Origin of the sequence: Maribacter arenosus (genome assembly GCF_014610845.1) — a bacterium.
GTDB classification, from domain to species: domain Bacteria; phylum Bacteroidota; class Bacteroidia; order Flavobacteriales; family Flavobacteriaceae; genus Maribacter_A; species Maribacter_A arenosus.
Map to the genome: position 1 here is coordinate 181,944 of NZ_JABTCG010000003.1, position 16,537 is coordinate 198,480.

The window sequence follows — 16,537 nt, forward strand, 5'->3', positions numbered from 1 at the left end:
AGGCCCAACTGGATATCCTTTGGGAAGTCAATACACTCTTATCGGTAGCCAACTACCGATTTCAGTAAATTTTTATGCATTAAGCAAAACAACAGTTGAACAAAATACCTGAAATATGGATTTATCAAATTATAAAGAGCCAAAGCCGAACCATTTAAAAAGAATAGTTTGGTATTTTATTAATAGAACGATTTTTTATTGCATCCCAGGAACCCCCTTGCGATCGTTACGGAATTTACTTTTACTTGCATTCGGGGCTAAGGTACCTTTAAAGGTGATGGTGTATTCTTCAGCGAAAATTTGGGCCCCTTGGAATTTAGAGATGGATGAACATAGTTGTATAGGGCCGAATACCAATATTTATAATAAGAATAAGGTTGTGATCGGGAGACATTGTGTGGTTTCCCAAGGTGCTTATCTATGTACTGCGACCCATGATATCATGGACAGTAAACATTCTTTGATAAGTTCTCCAATATTATTGAAAGAAAAAAGTTGGGTGGCAGCGGATGTTTTTGTAGGTCCCGGAGTAACCATAGGGGAAGGGGCAATAGTTGGTGCGCGGGGAGTGGTGTTTAAGGATGTGGACCCTTGGACCGTGGTTGGAGGTAATCCTGCAAAATTTATTAAAAAACGAGAAATCAAGGGCTAATGAATGATATAACTACCATCATCCTAACGTATAATGAAGAACTACATATTGAACGTTGTATAAAAAATGCACAGCAATTTTCCCAGGACATTTTTTTGGTCGATTCCTATTCTACAGATAACACCGTGGCCATTGCGGAATCCTTGGGTGCTAAGGTGTACCAGAACAAATGGGAAAATAATCATGCCAAACAGCTTAATTGGGGGTTGGAGAATCTACCTATTACTACGGAATGGGTCTTTCGCTTGGATGCCGATGAGTATTTAGTGGATGGGCTTATCGCTGAGATTAAAGAAAAATTGCCAACCCTCGGGACTACTGTTTCGGGAGTAGTTTTTGAGCGAAAACAATATTTTCTAAATACTTTAATGACCAAGGGAATGATTCAAATGAACATGTTACGCTTGTTTAGATATCGGCATGGTTTCTGCGAAGAGCGTTGGATGGATGAACATATCGTCTTGACCCAAGGAAAGAGCATTCAATTTGATGGATTTTTTGTGGATCATAATTTAAATCCTTTGGGATGGTGGATTGAGAAACATAATAATTATTCCATTCGTGAGGCTATTGAGCTTTTGAATTTAGAGTATAATTTTCTAACCCCAAAACCAGCGGCCGCACAACAATATGAAATGTCCGCAGATGCCCAATCCAAACGGGATAAGAAGAAAAAGTACGCCAACATGCCACTCTTTTGGCGTTCGTTCCTCTATTTTATATATCGCTATGTCTTTAAACTGGGTTTTGCCCAAGGGAAGGAAGGTTTTTTATGGCATTTTTTACAAGGGTGGTGGTACCGTACCTTGGTCGATGCCAAGGTGTATGAAGTAAAAAAAGCCTGTGGGGATGATACGGAAAAAATAAAGCACTATATCTTCCAAAACTATCAAATCAAGGTATAGCCACCTGAACGGGGATATATAAAATGATGTGAAATGAATGGTAAAATAAAAAAATTACTGGTTGTATTGCTGGCAATGGGATTGGTAATTCTTGTATTTTATCCGAATAGGTTAAACAGATACGTTAAAAGAAAATTTCGGGCATATGCCACTACGCCCAAAGGTACTATGGAAGGGGTTATGTTCCAAAAAATAGTATTGGGCGAAGGGGTCAAGGGGCAGTTTACCAGTTTGTTGATCGGCCCCGATGATAAATTGTATGCAGCTGCCATAGATGGAAAGATCAGGCGGTTTCTGTTTTTGCCTTCAGGGGATTTACAGTTGGAACATACGTTTCAACCGTTTGGGGAGGCTTCAAAATTAACCATTGGCCTGGCTTTTGATCCAGCCTCGAGATCGGATAGTTTGATCGTTTGGACCACCTATTCGGAAGTTCCTACGAGTTGGGTAACGTTTGCCGATGCTCCAAAGGTTTATGATACATCCAAGTGGGCGGGTAGTATGGCGCGTATGCATTTGGACGATACGACCGACAAAGTCCTTAAAAATGAATGGGTCATCAAAGACCTACCCCTATTTGGTCCGAACCATGAAAATTTTGCCAATTCCATCGCCTTTGGGCCCGATGGAAAGCTCTATTTTGGACAAGGGGCGAATACGGGTATGGGGTTATGCGATTGCGAGGAGCATCAGGAGCCATCCCGGGAGGCCTTATTATCCGGTGCTGTTTTATGTCTTGATCCCAACAAACTTCCACAAACGTTACCCCTTTCGGTCAAAACCTCCGACGGCGGGGGAAGTTATGACCCCTATCAAGATATAGCGCCTTTAAAGATATATGCCACGGGCCTAAGAAATGCCTATGATTTGGTTTGGCATAGCAATGGTCAACTCTATGCAACCATCAATGGCTCTGGGGGAAATGAAAATACCCCGACCTCAGATCCTGGATCCCCTTATTATATTCCCCCATATACAACCATTGATTATACCGGCCCAAAAAATATCCCGGCTGTTAGGGGCGCCCAACCCGATCAAAATGATTTTATGGCACGGGTAGAGCAGGGCGGGTATTATGGGCACCCCAACCCCCTTAGGGCAGAGTACGTCCTGAACCATGGGGATGCGGATGTGGATAATTATGAATACAATGGGGTAGCACCGGATGTGAATTTTAGGGGATTTGCCTATGATTTTGGCCCCCACATTGCCCCTACCGGCATTATGGAATATAAAAGTGAAACTTTTAACGGGAAGTTACAAGGGTGCTTGATTGTAGCCCGGATGGGACGGAACGATTTGGTAATTGTCAAACCGGGTGGTGAAAAATTGGATATTGTAAACGATTATAACGGAGCCACAGTGGGGTTGAAAGTAGGGAGTGGACCCTTGGATGTGGTAGAAGATACCAAAACAGGGAATCTTTATGTATCGGAATTCGGGAACGGGACGATCACCTTATTCCATCCTATCGAAAAGGAAACCGATAGGCTTGTGCATGATAGGGTTGATTCATCAAAAGAAATAATGGATCCTTTGGAAGGGGGGAGGCTGATTTATAAGCAAAATTGCCAGATTTGCCACGGGGCAGAAGGGCAAGGGGCCATAGGACCCAGTTTGGTCGATGGGGAATGGATTTATGGCAAAGAAGATATGATGCGAATCATCGAAAATGGATCGGAAAAAGGGACCATGCCCGCATGGAAAGATACCCTTTCGAATAAAGAAACCAATTGGGTGGTACGGTATGTTTTATCTTTGGAAAAACGGGAAAAGGAATAAGTTGGTACACAGCAAATAACTAGACTATCTACCGATATAGGTGTAATTGGTGTTTAACGAACATAAAATTTGAAACTTTTGGCACCTCTCCCCAGGGTTGGTGGCGATATAACTCTGATGATAACCCTAAGCGCTCAAAATATAATCTTTCAGTTAGGATTCTGGGAACCTGAAAATCCTGATCTAGGATTCAAATTAAAATGTTTCTAATTGCCAACCGTTGTACGCCCTAAAACCAATTCAACCAAAATCTTCCCCTGATTATCGAAATCGTCATTGGCTACCAAATATAGGGCTTGACTCGAGGTATGGGCGGTGGTACTGCTGAAGGTTTTGGAAATGCTGCCCGTAATAGCGGAGATTTCAGTTAGCCAAGAGTTACTGCTGGTACTGTTACCACTGGTCGACAAATAGACTTCCAACCCGTCTTCCAAAGCCTCAAGGGTCGTTAAATTTACACGCTGCACGTAAAGATTCCTTGGGATATTAAGATTTAATAACTGGCTAGTCCCACTCCCTAATTCGACTTCCTCGGTACGTGTCCAAGCATCCTGTTTTACTGTACTTTCCTGCTCAATGGTAAACCCGTTAGCGGTGTCGATTATTTTGGCATAATTGTCATTGGTATTGGAAGCATATTGTAAAAGCATACGAATAGACAGCCCTTCAGGATCATCACTGATATCCCGCCACCCATTGACTTCGATCTCATAGTGATTGTTGGCCCCGTTGTCCAAGGTTTCATTATTATGATAGACTACAGCTTTATAAGTTTCCGTTCCCGTATGGTTCTGAATGTTAAGACTTGAATTTAAAATTGTATTGTTAGAGCCACTGATGCCAAAGGGGCCATGTGGGGTGTGTAAAAGTTCATTGACATAAACATGCACATTGTCCATGGTGACGTAATCGCCTCCTGTTACATCCAAAGGATAACGCTCCAAGATTTCAGAATTATCTTTTATGGTCATGTTTTCAAAAGTCACATTGGTTAAATCTCCCACAAAACGTAATGAAGTAAATCCAAAAGTTGGATTAAAAATGTCTATGGTACTTTCTGCATAGATATTTTTAAAAACGCCGTTCGTTATTCCTCCTAAATCCCCTAATCCATCCCTTCGGAATGATTTATAATTGTCAACATATACATTTGATGCTCCTATTAACTTCAATGAATTACAATATCCACCACCACCTCTGACGTCTGAATTGCCTACATATTTTCCATGATCATATACATTTCTGATACTAATATTACTAGGGTCATAGTCCAAAGACCCGTCTTCATTTAAATAGAATAAATGAGGTGGGGGAAATGTATAGTTTACCCAACCTATATTTGTTCCTTGTGCTGTTTGTACATCCGAATATCTGAAAGAATTCAATCCATCTACGGCCAACCCAATTACAGGCCCTTGAATACCCATTATAACCCCATCAAGAACCATATTTGTAAGGGTTACATTCCGACATATATCTGTTGTACCTCCGGAACTTGTGATTGTTTGATTGTCCGCATACTGCTCTTTAAATTTAATGCCCATTAGAATAAATGTATCAGCCGTATCCCCTTTGGCTACAAAATTCACCCCATCAAAAGTGATATTCTTGCTTGCATCAAAAAGGAACATTGCCGTAAAGTCGGTAGCCGAAATAGTTTTAGCGTTGACACCAGATTCAAATACAACGTTCCTGTATGTTTCCATGTAATTTTTAATAGCAGTATTATTAGCATACCTATCACTATTCGTAAAATCTGTTGACGCGTTATAGGCGTTATCGTATAAGAATGTTACATTTTTAATTGTTATACCATCGGCTAAAATACCCTGAAAAGCAGGGGAAAGTATTTGATTTACTATAATATTGACATCATTTGCCCCTTCTATCCAAGTGTTGTCCTCCAAGAATATCGATTTTGTGCCGGTTTCCTCAACATCTAAAAAGATGTCTTTTTCTACCAATACTTTTAATCCTAAGGTATTGGCATGGGCCAATGTGGCCACAAAGGCTTCCCTGTCATCGGTAACCCCATCCATAGCGGCCCCAAACCAATAGGGCATGATATAGTCATTTTCAAAGGTGCCTGTAAGCGATATCGCATCAAATACTTGAGAAGAACCCTGGGAGGCAATTAGGGTTTCACTGCCCGTAAGGGTGCCGTTGGTCAATTCGCCCCCATTAAAATAGAGGGTCACGCCTTCAGGTAAGCGTATACTTGCTTCTTCCAGATCAAAAGATCCCGTAATTTCCCAAACGGTATTTTCGTAACCTTCCGGTATATTGGTCCAGTCAAAATCCGAGGGTATACGTAAGGCGTTTTCTAAATCAATAACACTTATATATTCAGGGTTTTCCTCAATGATGTAATCCGTAAACAAATCAGAATCCTTTGCACAGGAATAATGAAACACAAGTACACAAATAAATAAAATAGCATGGAAGGGGTAGCTGGGGCGATATTTCATAGCAAAGCGGAGAGTTAAAAAATCAAACAGGTATATTTTGGGGTTTAAAATCATTTAAAAAAATACATATTCACATTGAATACTGGTAAATGCCCGATAAAATGCAGAATCAAAATGACTATCAGTGTGGTTGAACGATGAAATAGTTTTGGAGGATTGAAATTTTATTGCAGAGGAGGGGAATAAGTTAGTATTTTTCATAGCCCTTGAAATATCGTTTTAATGTCTTTAGGTTATTTATTTTAATATTTCTGATGTGGTGTCTTACGTACTTACCTTAAATCAACATTAAAATTGTATAATAGGTTTTGGTGAACTTAAATTAGAAATCCAAAACTCGATTCGAATATAAATATATACGTTGCGGTTTTGATTGGGGATTTCTATCACCTACTTTTAGTATAAGTTCTTTTTTATATAGGTTATAATTTGGATTATATAATAAACGGAGTTTTAATTGGATTATTTTCAGTGGTGGAACACTTTATTATGGTGATACCTATTAAACTACAGAAGGAGACCGCCAATTTAAGCTGAATTGATCCCATCAAGGGGTAATGTATGGCGAAGAATTCAATTATATTCCGAATATGGGTAATGAATTGACAGAGTACACAACAATGCTGAAGAACATTTTATCTGTTTTATAGCAAGGCGATCATCATCCGCTTTACGCAGTATATTATGAATCGAAATAATAGCGTAATTTTTCGATCAGTTTGGGTCCGTTACAATTGGTTACCTGAATTCGCCCTAGGCGTAATGGAGCTGAATTTCGGGTGATTACCGCTTCCTGTGTGGTAAAACCTAAAGGGATGCTGTTTTGCCTGACCACCGAAAGCGTTTCATCGTTATGATTACCATAAGGATAAGCAATGGCTTTGATCTGTGGATACCCCATGTCGGCAAGAAAATCTTTACTTCCGGCAATTTCAGAGGTTTGAAATTCTACAGAATGGTATGCCAAAGCAGGATGGGTCATGGTATGAATACCCAAACTAAATAATTTGTTTTTGGCTAAATGATCCAATTCCACATGGTTCATAGGATGGTCTGCAGGCCCTTGGGATGGTGTATGATCGGCCCATTTACGTATGACATCTAAAATTCCGGATATTTTGGTAAACGAAAGGGGCTTTAAAAGTTCCCATAATTCAAGATATATTTTGCAGCGATTGGTCGGTGGGGGATCTGGCCAAACCCAGGATTGTTGTTTTAATCTGACTTCATCGCTCAAAGTCTCGCCCTTAATGTCAAAAGTATACGTTTTATCGTCTATGGATAGTGTCAGGTTTGTAGGGAGTTTTAGGGCATGAAGAAAAATAGATTCCAATTCATCCCACCAAAACAATTCGTGCTTCCCTACAAAATGGGTTGGGATAAAGAAAGTGGCCGGACAATCATAAATTTCCAATACCGGCTTTGCATTTATAAAATTATCCCGATAGGCATCATCAAAGGTTATGTAGATGCTATTTGGTTTGATCTTACCATCCTTGAATTGTTCCGCTAGATCACTAATGGGTAGTACATGAAAGTTATTTTTCAACGCCTTGATCTGCGTTTCGAAATTATTCGGGCTAACTGCCAATTGCCACGGATCTGTTTCGAGATTGCACACACGGTGATACATAAGGACAATGGCCTTGGGTTCCTTAGGGCGTAAAAACTTTTTTATCCTTGAAATCATGGTAGCGTTCTTTATTTTACGGCACCGACCGTGATTATTACCTGATAATGTGGATCGTGGTGGTCCAATTTTTCCTTGGGAATCTCAGGGAGCCCCAAGCCATATAAAAATGCACTGGCTACCAATACATTGCCATAGGTGTTGATCGAGACTTTATTCTCCTCGAAGTACTCCCCCATAATTTTTTGCATGGAAGCATCAGTAAAGGACCATAGCCAGTATTTGCCCCATCCATCCTGGGCAATATGGCTGATGCCGGGCACGGTCAATAATAAGGTTCCTCCGGGTTTTAAAATCCTATAACAGGTCTCGATTGCCGCTTTATAGTCATAAATAAGGTGAAGGGTCTGGGTAAGGACGATACAATCAAAAGTATTTGAAGGGATATGCGGTGCATTGCTTAAATCGCCTACAAAAGTTGCTTGTTCATTAGAGTCGTCAATATGTAAAATATCGCTCTTTGTAACTTTGCTTCCCCCATATTTTAAGGTATAGGCATTATCTCCTATTTCAAGTACCCGGTCTTTAATAAAAGGCGCACTTTCCTTTAAAAATTTTTCAATATAATAGCGGTCAACAGGGCCGCCGCGATCATAACCGAATTCTGTACTGAGGGGGGTAGTCCTGTTTAGACTGCCCAAATTCACTTTACCGGTTAAAGTCTTGGTACCTGTCGTTTTATACTTTTTCTTAAATGAGTTAAGGACACTTGAAGGTATCAGTTTTTTTATAGTATTCTTGATTTTTGGATTGATCGCCTCTTTCAGGTATTTCATTTTTCCGGTTTTTAACCTTTTGTAGCGTAATGGACCACCATTTGCCATAGTATTGGTTTCTTTTAAACTGTAGTCCGAATTTTTTATATTCAACGGCTTGAGGACCTGCTCAAAAAGTTTTTCGGAATAATAAGCTATCCAAGATTCCACTCCTGTAATAAGTGATTTCTTTTCTTTGGATGTTTTGATCTTTTTTCCCTGTGCCTCTAAAACTAGTAGTGCATATCTCAACATCTCTGTGTAATTTAAAGACATATTATGGCTATGCTGCCGGTAAACGGCTATTAGTTGGGTGTGGTGGACTATTGGATAAGATCTTGTAATCTGAAGATATAAGTCATAATCTTCACAATATCGCAAAGAGGTATTGTAAGCAAATTTTTCGAATACCCAACTCCTGTACATTACGGTGGCATGCATACCTATAAAATTGCCTTCCAACATTTTACAATAGTGGTTTTCGGTTACTTCTTGTTGAATGTTCCAGCTTTTGTCCTCCAACTCAGAGTAGAGGGTATGCCCCCCTGATGCGAATGCGGCATTTACATCGGACTCCAAATAATTGAGATTAATTTCCAAGGCCTTATCCAAAAGCCAGTCGTCTGCATCTAAAAACACCACATAATCCCCGTTAGCATGTTTAATCCCCATATTTCGGGCTGCGGATAAACCTGCATTTTCCTGATAAATGTATTTCACTTTTGGGTAATTCAAACATACCGTTTTGGTGTTGTCAACAGATCCATCGTCGACGACTAAAAGCTCAAAATATTGATAAGATTGTGAATGAACGCTTTCAATTGCCTTTGGTAAATACTTTCCATGATTGTAGCAAGTGATGATCACTGAAACTAGGGGGGATAATGTGTTTAAAGGTTTTACCATTGCGTTGGTTAGGGGGTTAATGGTGGTTTGTGTTTATTGTTGTGATAAAAACGTATCCCGGATATAAGACCTTTTATTTCACTCCATAGGGTTTGGTACCGAAAATTATAATTCGGGAAACCGGTAAGGAGCAAGGAAAAATAATATTTAGGTAGTTTAAAATACAAATATTTTTTATAGCCAATTGCTTTATTTTGGGCATGCTGTATGAGTACAGAGGCCGAATGTCCACGCATATAGCCAAAAAGTTGTTTATGCAGTTGATGTATATCCTCTCGATGTTCATGAAAGACAAATGCCCTTGGATTGTAATGAATGGTCATATTACTGGATAAAATTCGAAACCATATTTCGGAATCCCCGCTACAACCGGCAGCACCCACATCCAATCGGTCATCGAAATAATTAACCCGTTCAATGGCCTTTTTCCTAAAGGCCATATTAGCACCTGCACCTATGTCCCAAACTTTTGGTGCTGTTGAAGACTTGAAAATAAAATCGCTATAGAAATAGATATCTCGATAACCTTTATTGAACCCCCAGTGTTTTTCAAATATCTGTTGACTTTCGGTCTCAAGGGATGATGCGATTACCAAACCTGTCATCGCATCTATATTTTCCTGTAAAAAAGATTCCCAAATGCGGAAAGACCACAATGGATCTACCCGTACATCGTCATCGGTATAGGCCACTATGGGATACTTGGCTACCCGTGCACCGCTATTTCGTGCTATATCCAATCCCGGCCGTGGTTCTTTATAATAACTGACGCCAGGGTATAAGGCTACCGTGAACTTTGTACTATCATCAGTGGGGGCGTTATCCACAACAATGATTTCCATAGGCGTACAGATTTGCTTACTTAAACTATCGAGACATTTTTTTAAACTTTTACTGCGGTTCCTGGTACAGATCACAACCGACACATCAACCTCATCAGGTATGTTCAAAGACCTATAGGAAGAAAGTATTTCTTCCATGACCTTTGAAAATTTTAAAAAATCCTTGTTTCTGTAAGCTTGTGCGATGTTGTTTATTTGTTGTTTATTGCCATTATAATGAGTTAACGTTGGAATAATTGCATTTAGAATATCCATTGTAAGATCGGCACTCCCGACTTCTTCTAAATATAAATGACCGAGGGGTATTCCGTGCCACCAAAAAACATAATAATACCTTTTGCCCAGTTCTGGAATAGGAACAAATAAGGTGTCCTTTTCTTCCAGTTGTACATAATGCGTAATGTAAGGAGATATGTTTTGCATGAATATTGAATTATTTAGGGACCTTTTTTTTAAATATACTTCGATATGGGTCGGTCCACATATGTAGCAGTAAGCGGCTTATTCTTGAGATGATATGCCTATCTATGTGTATGCCTAATATGGTTTTGATCTGGTTATAGGCGATTTTATTGTTCCTATGGGAAAACCAAGGTCCATATGTATCTTCCAGTAACCAATGCGCAAAGTTCTTTTTGGCCTTTCTATGCATTCTTCGTCGATCTTTTTGGGGCAGATAATTCATTATGGCCGAGGTAACTTTTGCAATATCCTTTACGTTTTGTCCTGTTTGATAACTGTGCCAGGTAATTGAATTTTTGTGTTCCCTGTATTCAGCAAGAAATTCTGGGATATAAGCCGTCTCATATTCTTTGGCTATTCGGGCCCACATCTCCCAATCCTCACCATAATGCACTAAATAAAAGCTTCCTAACTTCTCATAAACTTCCCGTTTCACGGTCATGGCTACATATTGTAGACGGGGTCGCTCTGCAAGTTTAAATAACCAGTTCTCCAATAAGCAAGGATAACCGGCCTCTAAACGGGACCGATGTGTAAAAGCACCCTCACTATTTATATACTCCCATGCGCAAGATGCTGCGCCTGCCTGTGGGAATTTTTTGAATATTTGGGTAACGGATTCGTAATATCCTTGCTTAACCCTGTCATCGCCGTGCAATAAGTGAATATAGGCTCCCCTTGAGCGATTAATACAGGTTTCAAAATTTCTTAAGCTGCCAACATTTGTTTTCTGCTTGTAATAATCTACACGACCTTTACCTATTTTTTTTACAAGGTCTTCTATATTGGCATCTGTACTACAATCATCTATGACCTCGATCTGCATCAAGTATGTACCCATATCCTGCTGTAACACACTCTGTATGGCCTCAGCCAAATATTGGGAACAATTATAGGCGGGAATCATCACAGACCATAACGGACGGTGTAATCCATCGGTAATGGGGGCAATTTGTGGGGGGGTCTGTGGTATCCGTTCCAATTTATCTTTGTATAAAATTACAATCCCATTTTTAGGAATAACTTCAGTTTCGCAAGTATTTTATTCATGGAATTATATAAAATGGGATATTTTAAGGGTCGTAAAGCCTTTTTCACCATTAAATCAAGTTGCGGATTTTGGATGTTATTCTTATGTAAATAGGATTGAAACCATTCGAGATAGTATTTTCGTACTTTAGTGTAAAGGCCAGCTGAATGAACCGTTTTTACAATGGACTCTTCACGTTGTCGGTACATGTTATTACAGGCCGAAGAAATATACACGCTTTCCTTTAAATATATTTTACTTAAAAATGCTTGGTCTTCATATAAGGCATATTCACGTTTAAAGGATTCCTCAAAGTATCCTACATGTTCAATCGCCTTTCTTTTTGCCATTAAGGATGATGGGCAAGGAGCTGCCCCTTCTCCCAAAGGATAAAGTAGGAACATTAGATATGGGGGATCATAAATTTTATCCGGGTTGGCACCAACATGTATTAAGACGTTGTCCAGCCTATCATCGTTCCAATTATACCAATAGGAAGATGCCTCGGCCAATAGGCCAATAGATGGGTTTTCCTTAAAAATGGCGACTTGTTCTGTTAATTTCATAGGCAGCCAAATATCATCCGCGTCAAGAAAAGCTACCAAATCACCTTTTGAATTTCTTATTCCTTCGTTTCTACTGGCACTAAGCCCCTTGTTTTTATGATCAGGATGGTCCCGATAATGGATCTTGCCTTTAAATTTTTTCTCAAAATCCAATGCTATGGAAGTGCTATTGTCGGAAGACCCATCGTCGATCAAAAAAAGTTCCCAATTTTCATAGTCTTGTTCAAGCACACTTTTAATTGCTTCTCCTAAAAAGTTTTCCTCGTTTAAAAAGCAAATTATGATTGAAACTAGTGGTTGGTCTTGACTATGCATCCTTGATTTGGTCTATTTGTTTTATATAAAGCTGAAACCCTAAGATTCCGTACACTTGTTGCTTATTTTTGGTTGATAAAATCCATGCGGGCAATTCGATTATAGTTATTCATGAATTTCAGTTTGTCTAGTGATTACGGGAAATTTTGGGCGAACATATCCCATCCACTTTCCGTACCAATTGATATTTTCCCTAAAATCAGCCACCTCAAAAGATAAACACTCTTCGTAATAATACAATTGCTTGGAAGAATCTTCAACGAAGATGAGGGAAATATAATAGGACCCATCATTTAAAAAATCCCCCGGTATATGACATTCTCCCTCGATGATTCCTTTTTTATAAAGAAGTGGGTCATGGGAAACATCAAAAATACATTCGCCTGAAATTGTAAAAAGATGAACACCTACGGCCAATAGGATACCATCATTCGCATTATAAAAACGAAATTTAACGGTCAGTGGGGTTCTGATGTCCACTACGGAAAGAGCGTCAACAAAATGGGGCGTTAATTCAGTATAAAGTACGCGAATAAAATCATTTCCGGGAGCCTCGGTCATTGTTTTGAACTCCTTTATCCAATTTTGTTTTTGCAGTGTGCTTAAATATTGGTTAACAACCGTTTTGGCATTTCCCCTGGCACAAACGTTCCCTTTGTCCAACCACAATGCTTTGGAACAAAGATTACTTATGGCCTGAAGATTATGGCTAACGAATATAATGGTACGACCACTTTTGCTAGACGCTTCATTCATTTTTCCGAGGCATTTCTTTTGGAACTCTGCATCACCTACTGCCAAAACTTCATCGATAATGAGTATATCAGGCTCTAAATGTGCGGCTACCGCAAAGGCCAATCTCACATACATTCCTGAGGAATATCGTTTTACCGGGGTATCGATAAATGCCTCAACACCAGCAAAATCGACAATTTCATCAAACTTCCTTGATATCTCGGATTTTTTCATTCCGAGGATATGACCACTTATAAAAATATTCTCCCTGCCCGTAAGTTCTGAGTGAAAGCCTGTCCCCACCTCAAGCAAACTGCTAATGCTGCCTCTCCCACGAACAATACCTTCAGTAGGTTTGACAATGCGCGATAATATTTTTAATAATGTCGATTTACCTGCGCCATTATGACCAATAATTCCTAAAGCCTCACCGACTTTTATTTCAAAGTCGACATTTTTGAGGGCCCAAATAACCTCGGAATTATCCACCTTTTTGCCCCCCCTGATATATTGGTTGGGATTTTCCTTTTTTAAGGCATTACGCTCCCACCACGATTGCATGTCACGACGTAATGACCCCGAGCCTATGGTACCCAATCGATATAATTTTGAAATATTTTCAGCCTGTATTGCTATATCGGACATAATTTATTATAAGATATCAATCAATTTATCACTCATTTTATTGAAAATCAATATCCCAAGTAGAACGATGACCACCATAAAACCAAAACTATAAAGAAGCTGGATCGAATTTACACTCCCAATGCCTAAAAAAGCAAACCGGAAATACTCAAAGAGGGTGGATAATGGGTTGAGTTGCGCTAACCATTGAAATTTTTGGGGAACCAAACTCATGGTGTAAAAAACAGGACAGATAAACATAAGCAAGCGTATAACAAGCTGCATCAACGACAAAAGGTCCCGGTATTTAGCGGTAAGGACAGAGAATATTAATCCGCCTCCGAATCCTATGCCTGCAGTTATGACGATTACGGGAAAAATCAGAAGCCCTTGACCGGCATTAAAGTCGACCAGTCCAGTAAAATAACAAAATAGATAAACGGCAACAAGTAAAAGTAGCTGGATGCCGAATAATATTAATTGCAGCCAGAGAGTAGAAAGTGCGACTATAATCCTAGGGAAATACACTTTACTGAAAATTTCGACATTTTGGAGAAAGGTATTTGAGGTTTGCATGAATATCTCTGAAAACAGGTTCCAAAGGGTTATTCCGATCAAATTAAACAAAAAGGGAGGAACGCCTTCCGTAGGAATACCAATTACTTCGTTGAACACAACAACGTAGGTAATTACGGTTAACAGAGGTCGGATCAATGCCCAAAAGGGCCCTAATAGGGTTTGTTGGTATAATCCTAAAAATTCTTTCCTGGTCAATTGCAGCAATAGATCCTTAAAGGAATAAAGTTCAGCCAAACTAATGTTCCACCATGATGTCCCGGGTTTGATCTCCCATTCCCAATCTGCAGAACCAAGGCTATTGGTTTTATCGTTCATATTATTTTGGATCAGCTGTTCTTTTTTAATTCAATCTTTTTTCCTTTTCTTAGTAGGCTTTCAATTTGCTTGTATCTTAGAATATACATGGCATAAAAGCGTATTATATAATAAAGTGTAATACGATCCTTGCTCATGCCCCAAGCTCCCTTAACTTGCCTCAAGGCTGCTTTTCTATGGTTTAGAAGTAGGCTGTTGGCACATTTTACAGTGTATTGGGCAGTGTCTGCCAAGGCTGCTTTTTTTATTTTGGATCGCTTATGTTCAGGTAAATACTGCTGTATAATATCGATTACCTTTCTCATGTCCAAAAAATTTTGACCGCTAAGAAAACTTTTATGGGTAATACCGCTTCTGGGATCAAGTCTATAAGAGGCAAGATGTTTAGGTGAATAGGCTACTGGAAATTTGGACCCGATTCTCGCATACATCTCCCAATCTTCACCGAAATGGACGGCAAAAAAACTGCCTAATGCTTCAAATGTGGTACGTTTGACTACTATTGCCGGAGGTTGGAGAAGATTCTTTACCGCTATCTTATCAAAAAAATCGGGAATGATTCCCGGATGCTCCAGAATGCCATTCTTTTTTTGGGATATTAAGCGGCTTTTATTATCGATAAAATTGAAATTTGTATAGGCCGCACCTGCTTTTGGATAATTACGGAACAATGCCGCTATTTCATCATAAAAACCGACTTCTATCCTATCATCACCATGGAGGAGATGAATGTATTTCCCTTTTGAACGATTGATACAGGTTTCAAAATTCCGTAAACTTCCCAGATTTTCTTCTTGCCTGTAATAACCTATTCGTCCTTTGCCTATTTTCTTTACCAGCTCTTCAACATCACCATCCGAACTACAATCGTCAACAACTTCAATCTGCATCAACTCAAGTCCTGCATCTTGCTGAAGGACGCTCTCCATGGTTTCTTTAAGATAATCTATGCAATTGTAAACAGGAATCATTACCGACCAAAGTGGATTGTAGTCACCTGAATAGGGTTTTATGTGCGGTGGATGATCCGGAATACGTTTGAACATATACAATCTACTTACTATCGATATTACCTGTAAAGTTTAAACGCAAGTAAATTTTATATAACTTGCTACAAACGCTAAAAATAGCTAAAATATAGATTTTAATAAGTGATATTTTCGCATTAATACCAGCGGTATTTTATCGTTGTTCTTTTTATAGCATCTTTTAATGGAGATATAATACTACTAAAAGGTGGCCAGGCATAATGATTTTTGGTTTAACCAAATTCTCCATTGTTTTGAGGAAACACAAGCTGTCACGGGACAAAGTTGCTTATTATTTTAGGATCTGTTCTAAGTTTATGATTCATTCAAGGCGGACCGTAGAAGAATTACGCCCCATATTTTTATTGTGGGTATTTTGAGTCAATAAGTAAAAGAAGGGGTCTCCATTTAACGGGAATTAAAGCTCTTCGTTCGGTGAGTCCCTCCCGAACCTATAGAAGCTGAAAAAGTAAAACCTTTTAGGGTTTGGGTATTACTGTTTATTGGCATTAGAGGGCTATGAGACGGCCTATTTTCAATTTCGTTCTAAATCAAGTAGTTACCACCTTGGCCTTGGGAATCCATCCAAAGAGCATTTCACCTTAGAGAAAGCGGTCTGGATGGTGCGGCCGTGGAAAGTACGTGGATTTATGGAAATTTAAAATCAGCCTAGCGTTTTTTGGTTCTTTTTAGGGCAATGCAAAAAAGAACGGAATTAAAAAAGGGGGTTGGGGTGTTCTAGGGGTCTAGGGAATTCACTGGGATGGGAATTATGGCTCTTCGCTCGGTGAGTCCCGATCGAACCTATTGAGAGTGTAAAAGTCGGCATATAATGCCGTTTTATTGTCTTACTTCATTGAAAGGATGGTCGGAACAAAATGAA

General features: G+C 39.4%; 12 protein-coding genes. 3 read left to right on the forward strand and 9 right to left on the reverse strand.

Annotated features, from left to right (window positions below; genetic code table 11):
* Window positions 1-115: 115 nt before the first annotated feature.
* Genes HPE63_RS08905 through HPE63_RS08915 form a run of 3 tightly spaced genes read left to right on the forward strand, consistent with a single transcriptional unit; the run spans window position 116 to window position 3,339 of the window.
* The gene (locus tag HPE63_RS08905; RefSeq protein ID WP_188313923.1) at window positions 116-652 is read left to right on the forward strand and encodes an LbetaH domain-containing protein; all 537 of its coding nucleotides are present in this window, start codon (window positions 116-118) and stop codon (window positions 650-652) included.
* Window positions 652-1,557 (forward strand): glycosyltransferase family 2 protein, encoded by a 906-nt coding sequence (locus tag HPE63_RS08910; protein WP_188313924.1) that lies wholly within the window; start codon window positions 652-654, stop codon window positions 1,555-1,557. The genes HPE63_RS08905 and HPE63_RS08910 overlap by 1 nt, the downstream gene beginning before the upstream one ends.
* Before the next feature lie 33 nt (window positions 1,558-1,590).
* On the forward strand, window positions 1,591-3,339 hold the full coding sequence (locus HPE63_RS08915; protein WP_188313925.1) for a c-type cytochrome: 1,749 nt from the start codon (window positions 1,591-1,593) through the stop codon (window positions 3,337-3,339).
* A 206-nt stretch (window positions 3,340-3,545) separates the two neighbouring features.
* Here HPE63_RS08915 and HPE63_RS08920 read toward each other — a convergent pair whose 3' ends face one another.
* From HPE63_RS08920 to HPE63_RS08960, 9 genes are all read right to left on the reverse strand, one after another.
* Window positions 3,546-5,807 (reverse strand): hypothetical protein, encoded by a 2,262-nt coding sequence (locus HPE63_RS08920; protein ID WP_188313926.1) that lies wholly within the window; start codon window positions 5,805-5,807, stop codon window positions 3,546-3,548.
* A gap of 682 nt (window positions 5,808-6,489) precedes the next feature.
* Entirely contained in the window at window positions 6,490-7,497 is a 1,008-nt protein-coding gene (locus tag HPE63_RS08925; RefSeq protein WP_188313927.1) for a polysaccharide deacetylase family protein, read from the reverse strand.
* Window positions 7,498-7,508: 11 nt separating this feature from the next.
* Window positions 7,509-9,158, reverse strand: a complete 1,650-nt coding sequence (locus HPE63_RS08930) for a glycosyltransferase (protein WP_188313928.1) — start codon at window positions 9,156-9,158, stop codon at window positions 7,509-7,511.
* 8 nt (window positions 9,159-9,166) lie between these two features.
* Window positions 9,167-10,423: a glycosyltransferase family 2 protein gene (locus HPE63_RS08935; RefSeq protein WP_188313929.1), complete on the reverse strand. Its 1,257-nt coding sequence runs from the start codon at window positions 10,421-10,423 to the stop codon at window positions 9,167-9,169.
* Between the two features lie 10 nt (window positions 10,424-10,433).
* Window positions 10,434-11,444 carry a glycosyltransferase family 2 protein gene (locus tag HPE63_RS08940; protein ID WP_188313930.1) on the reverse strand — a complete coding sequence of 337 codons (1,011 nt, stop codon included), beginning with the start codon at window positions 11,442-11,444 and terminating at the stop codon, window positions 10,434-10,436.
* A gap of 17 nt (window positions 11,445-11,461) precedes the next feature.
* The gene (locus HPE63_RS08945; RefSeq protein ID WP_188313931.1) at window positions 11,462-12,373 is read right to left on the reverse strand and encodes a glycosyltransferase family 2 protein; all 912 of its coding nucleotides are present in this window, start codon (window positions 12,371-12,373) and stop codon (window positions 11,462-11,464) included.
* A gap of 105 nt (window positions 12,374-12,478) precedes the next feature.
* Complete coding sequence (locus HPE63_RS08950; protein ID WP_188313932.1) at window positions 12,479-13,753, reverse strand: ABC transporter ATP-binding protein; 1,275 nt, start codon at window positions 13,751-13,753, stop codon at window positions 12,479-12,481.
* A 6-nt stretch (window positions 13,754-13,759) separates the two neighbouring features.
* Window positions 13,760-14,626: an ABC transporter permease gene (locus HPE63_RS08955; protein ID WP_188313933.1), complete on the reverse strand. Its 867-nt coding sequence runs from the start codon at window positions 14,624-14,626 to the stop codon at window positions 13,760-13,762.
* Window positions 14,627-14,637: 11 nt separating this feature from the next.
* The gene (locus HPE63_RS08960; protein WP_188313934.1) at window positions 14,638-15,672 is read right to left on the reverse strand and encodes a glycosyltransferase family 2 protein; all 1,035 of its coding nucleotides are present in this window, start codon (window positions 15,670-15,672) and stop codon (window positions 14,638-14,640) included.
* Window positions 15,673-16,537: the final 865 nt, after the last annotated feature.

Bases quoted from the DNA above. Each gene is read 5' to 3' on its own strand.
- HPE63_RS08905 (WP_188313923.1), top strand. From the start codon at position 116: ATGGATTTATCAAATTATAAAGAGCCAAAGCCGAACCATTTAAAAAGA.
- HPE63_RS08910 (WP_188313924.1), top strand. From the start codon at position 652: ATGAATGATATAACTACCATCATCCTAACGTATAATGAAGAACTACAT.
- HPE63_RS08915 (WP_188313925.1), top strand. From the start codon at position 1,591: ATGAATGGTAAAATAAAAAAATTACTGGTTGTATTGCTGGCAATGGGA.
- HPE63_RS08920 (WP_188313926.1), bottom strand. From the start codon at position 5,807: ATGAAATATCGCCCCAGCTACCCCTTCCATGCTATTTTATTTATTTGT.
- HPE63_RS08925 (WP_188313927.1), bottom strand. From the start codon at position 7,497: ATGATTTCAAGGATAAAAAAGTTTTTACGCCCTAAGGAACCCAAGGCC.
- HPE63_RS08930 (WP_188313928.1), bottom strand. From the start codon at position 9,158: ATGGTAAAACCTTTAAACACATTATCCCCCCTAGTTTCAGTGATCATC.
- HPE63_RS08935 (WP_188313929.1), bottom strand. From the start codon at position 10,423: ATGCAAAACATATCTCCTTACATTACGCATTATGTACAACTGGAAGAA.
- HPE63_RS08945 (WP_188313931.1), bottom strand. From the start codon at position 12,373: ATGCATAGTCAAGACCAACCACTAGTTTCAATCATAATTTGCTTTTTA.
- HPE63_RS08950 (WP_188313932.1), bottom strand. From the start codon at position 13,753: ATGTCCGATATAGCAATACAGGCTGAAAATATTTCAAAATTATATCGA.
- HPE63_RS08955 (WP_188313933.1), bottom strand. From the start codon at position 14,626: ATGAACGATAAAACCAATAGCCTTGGTTCTGCAGATTGGGAATGGGAG.
- HPE63_RS08960 (WP_188313934.1), bottom strand. From the start codon at position 15,672: ATGTTCAAACGTATTCCGGATCATCCACCGCACATAAAACCCTATTCA.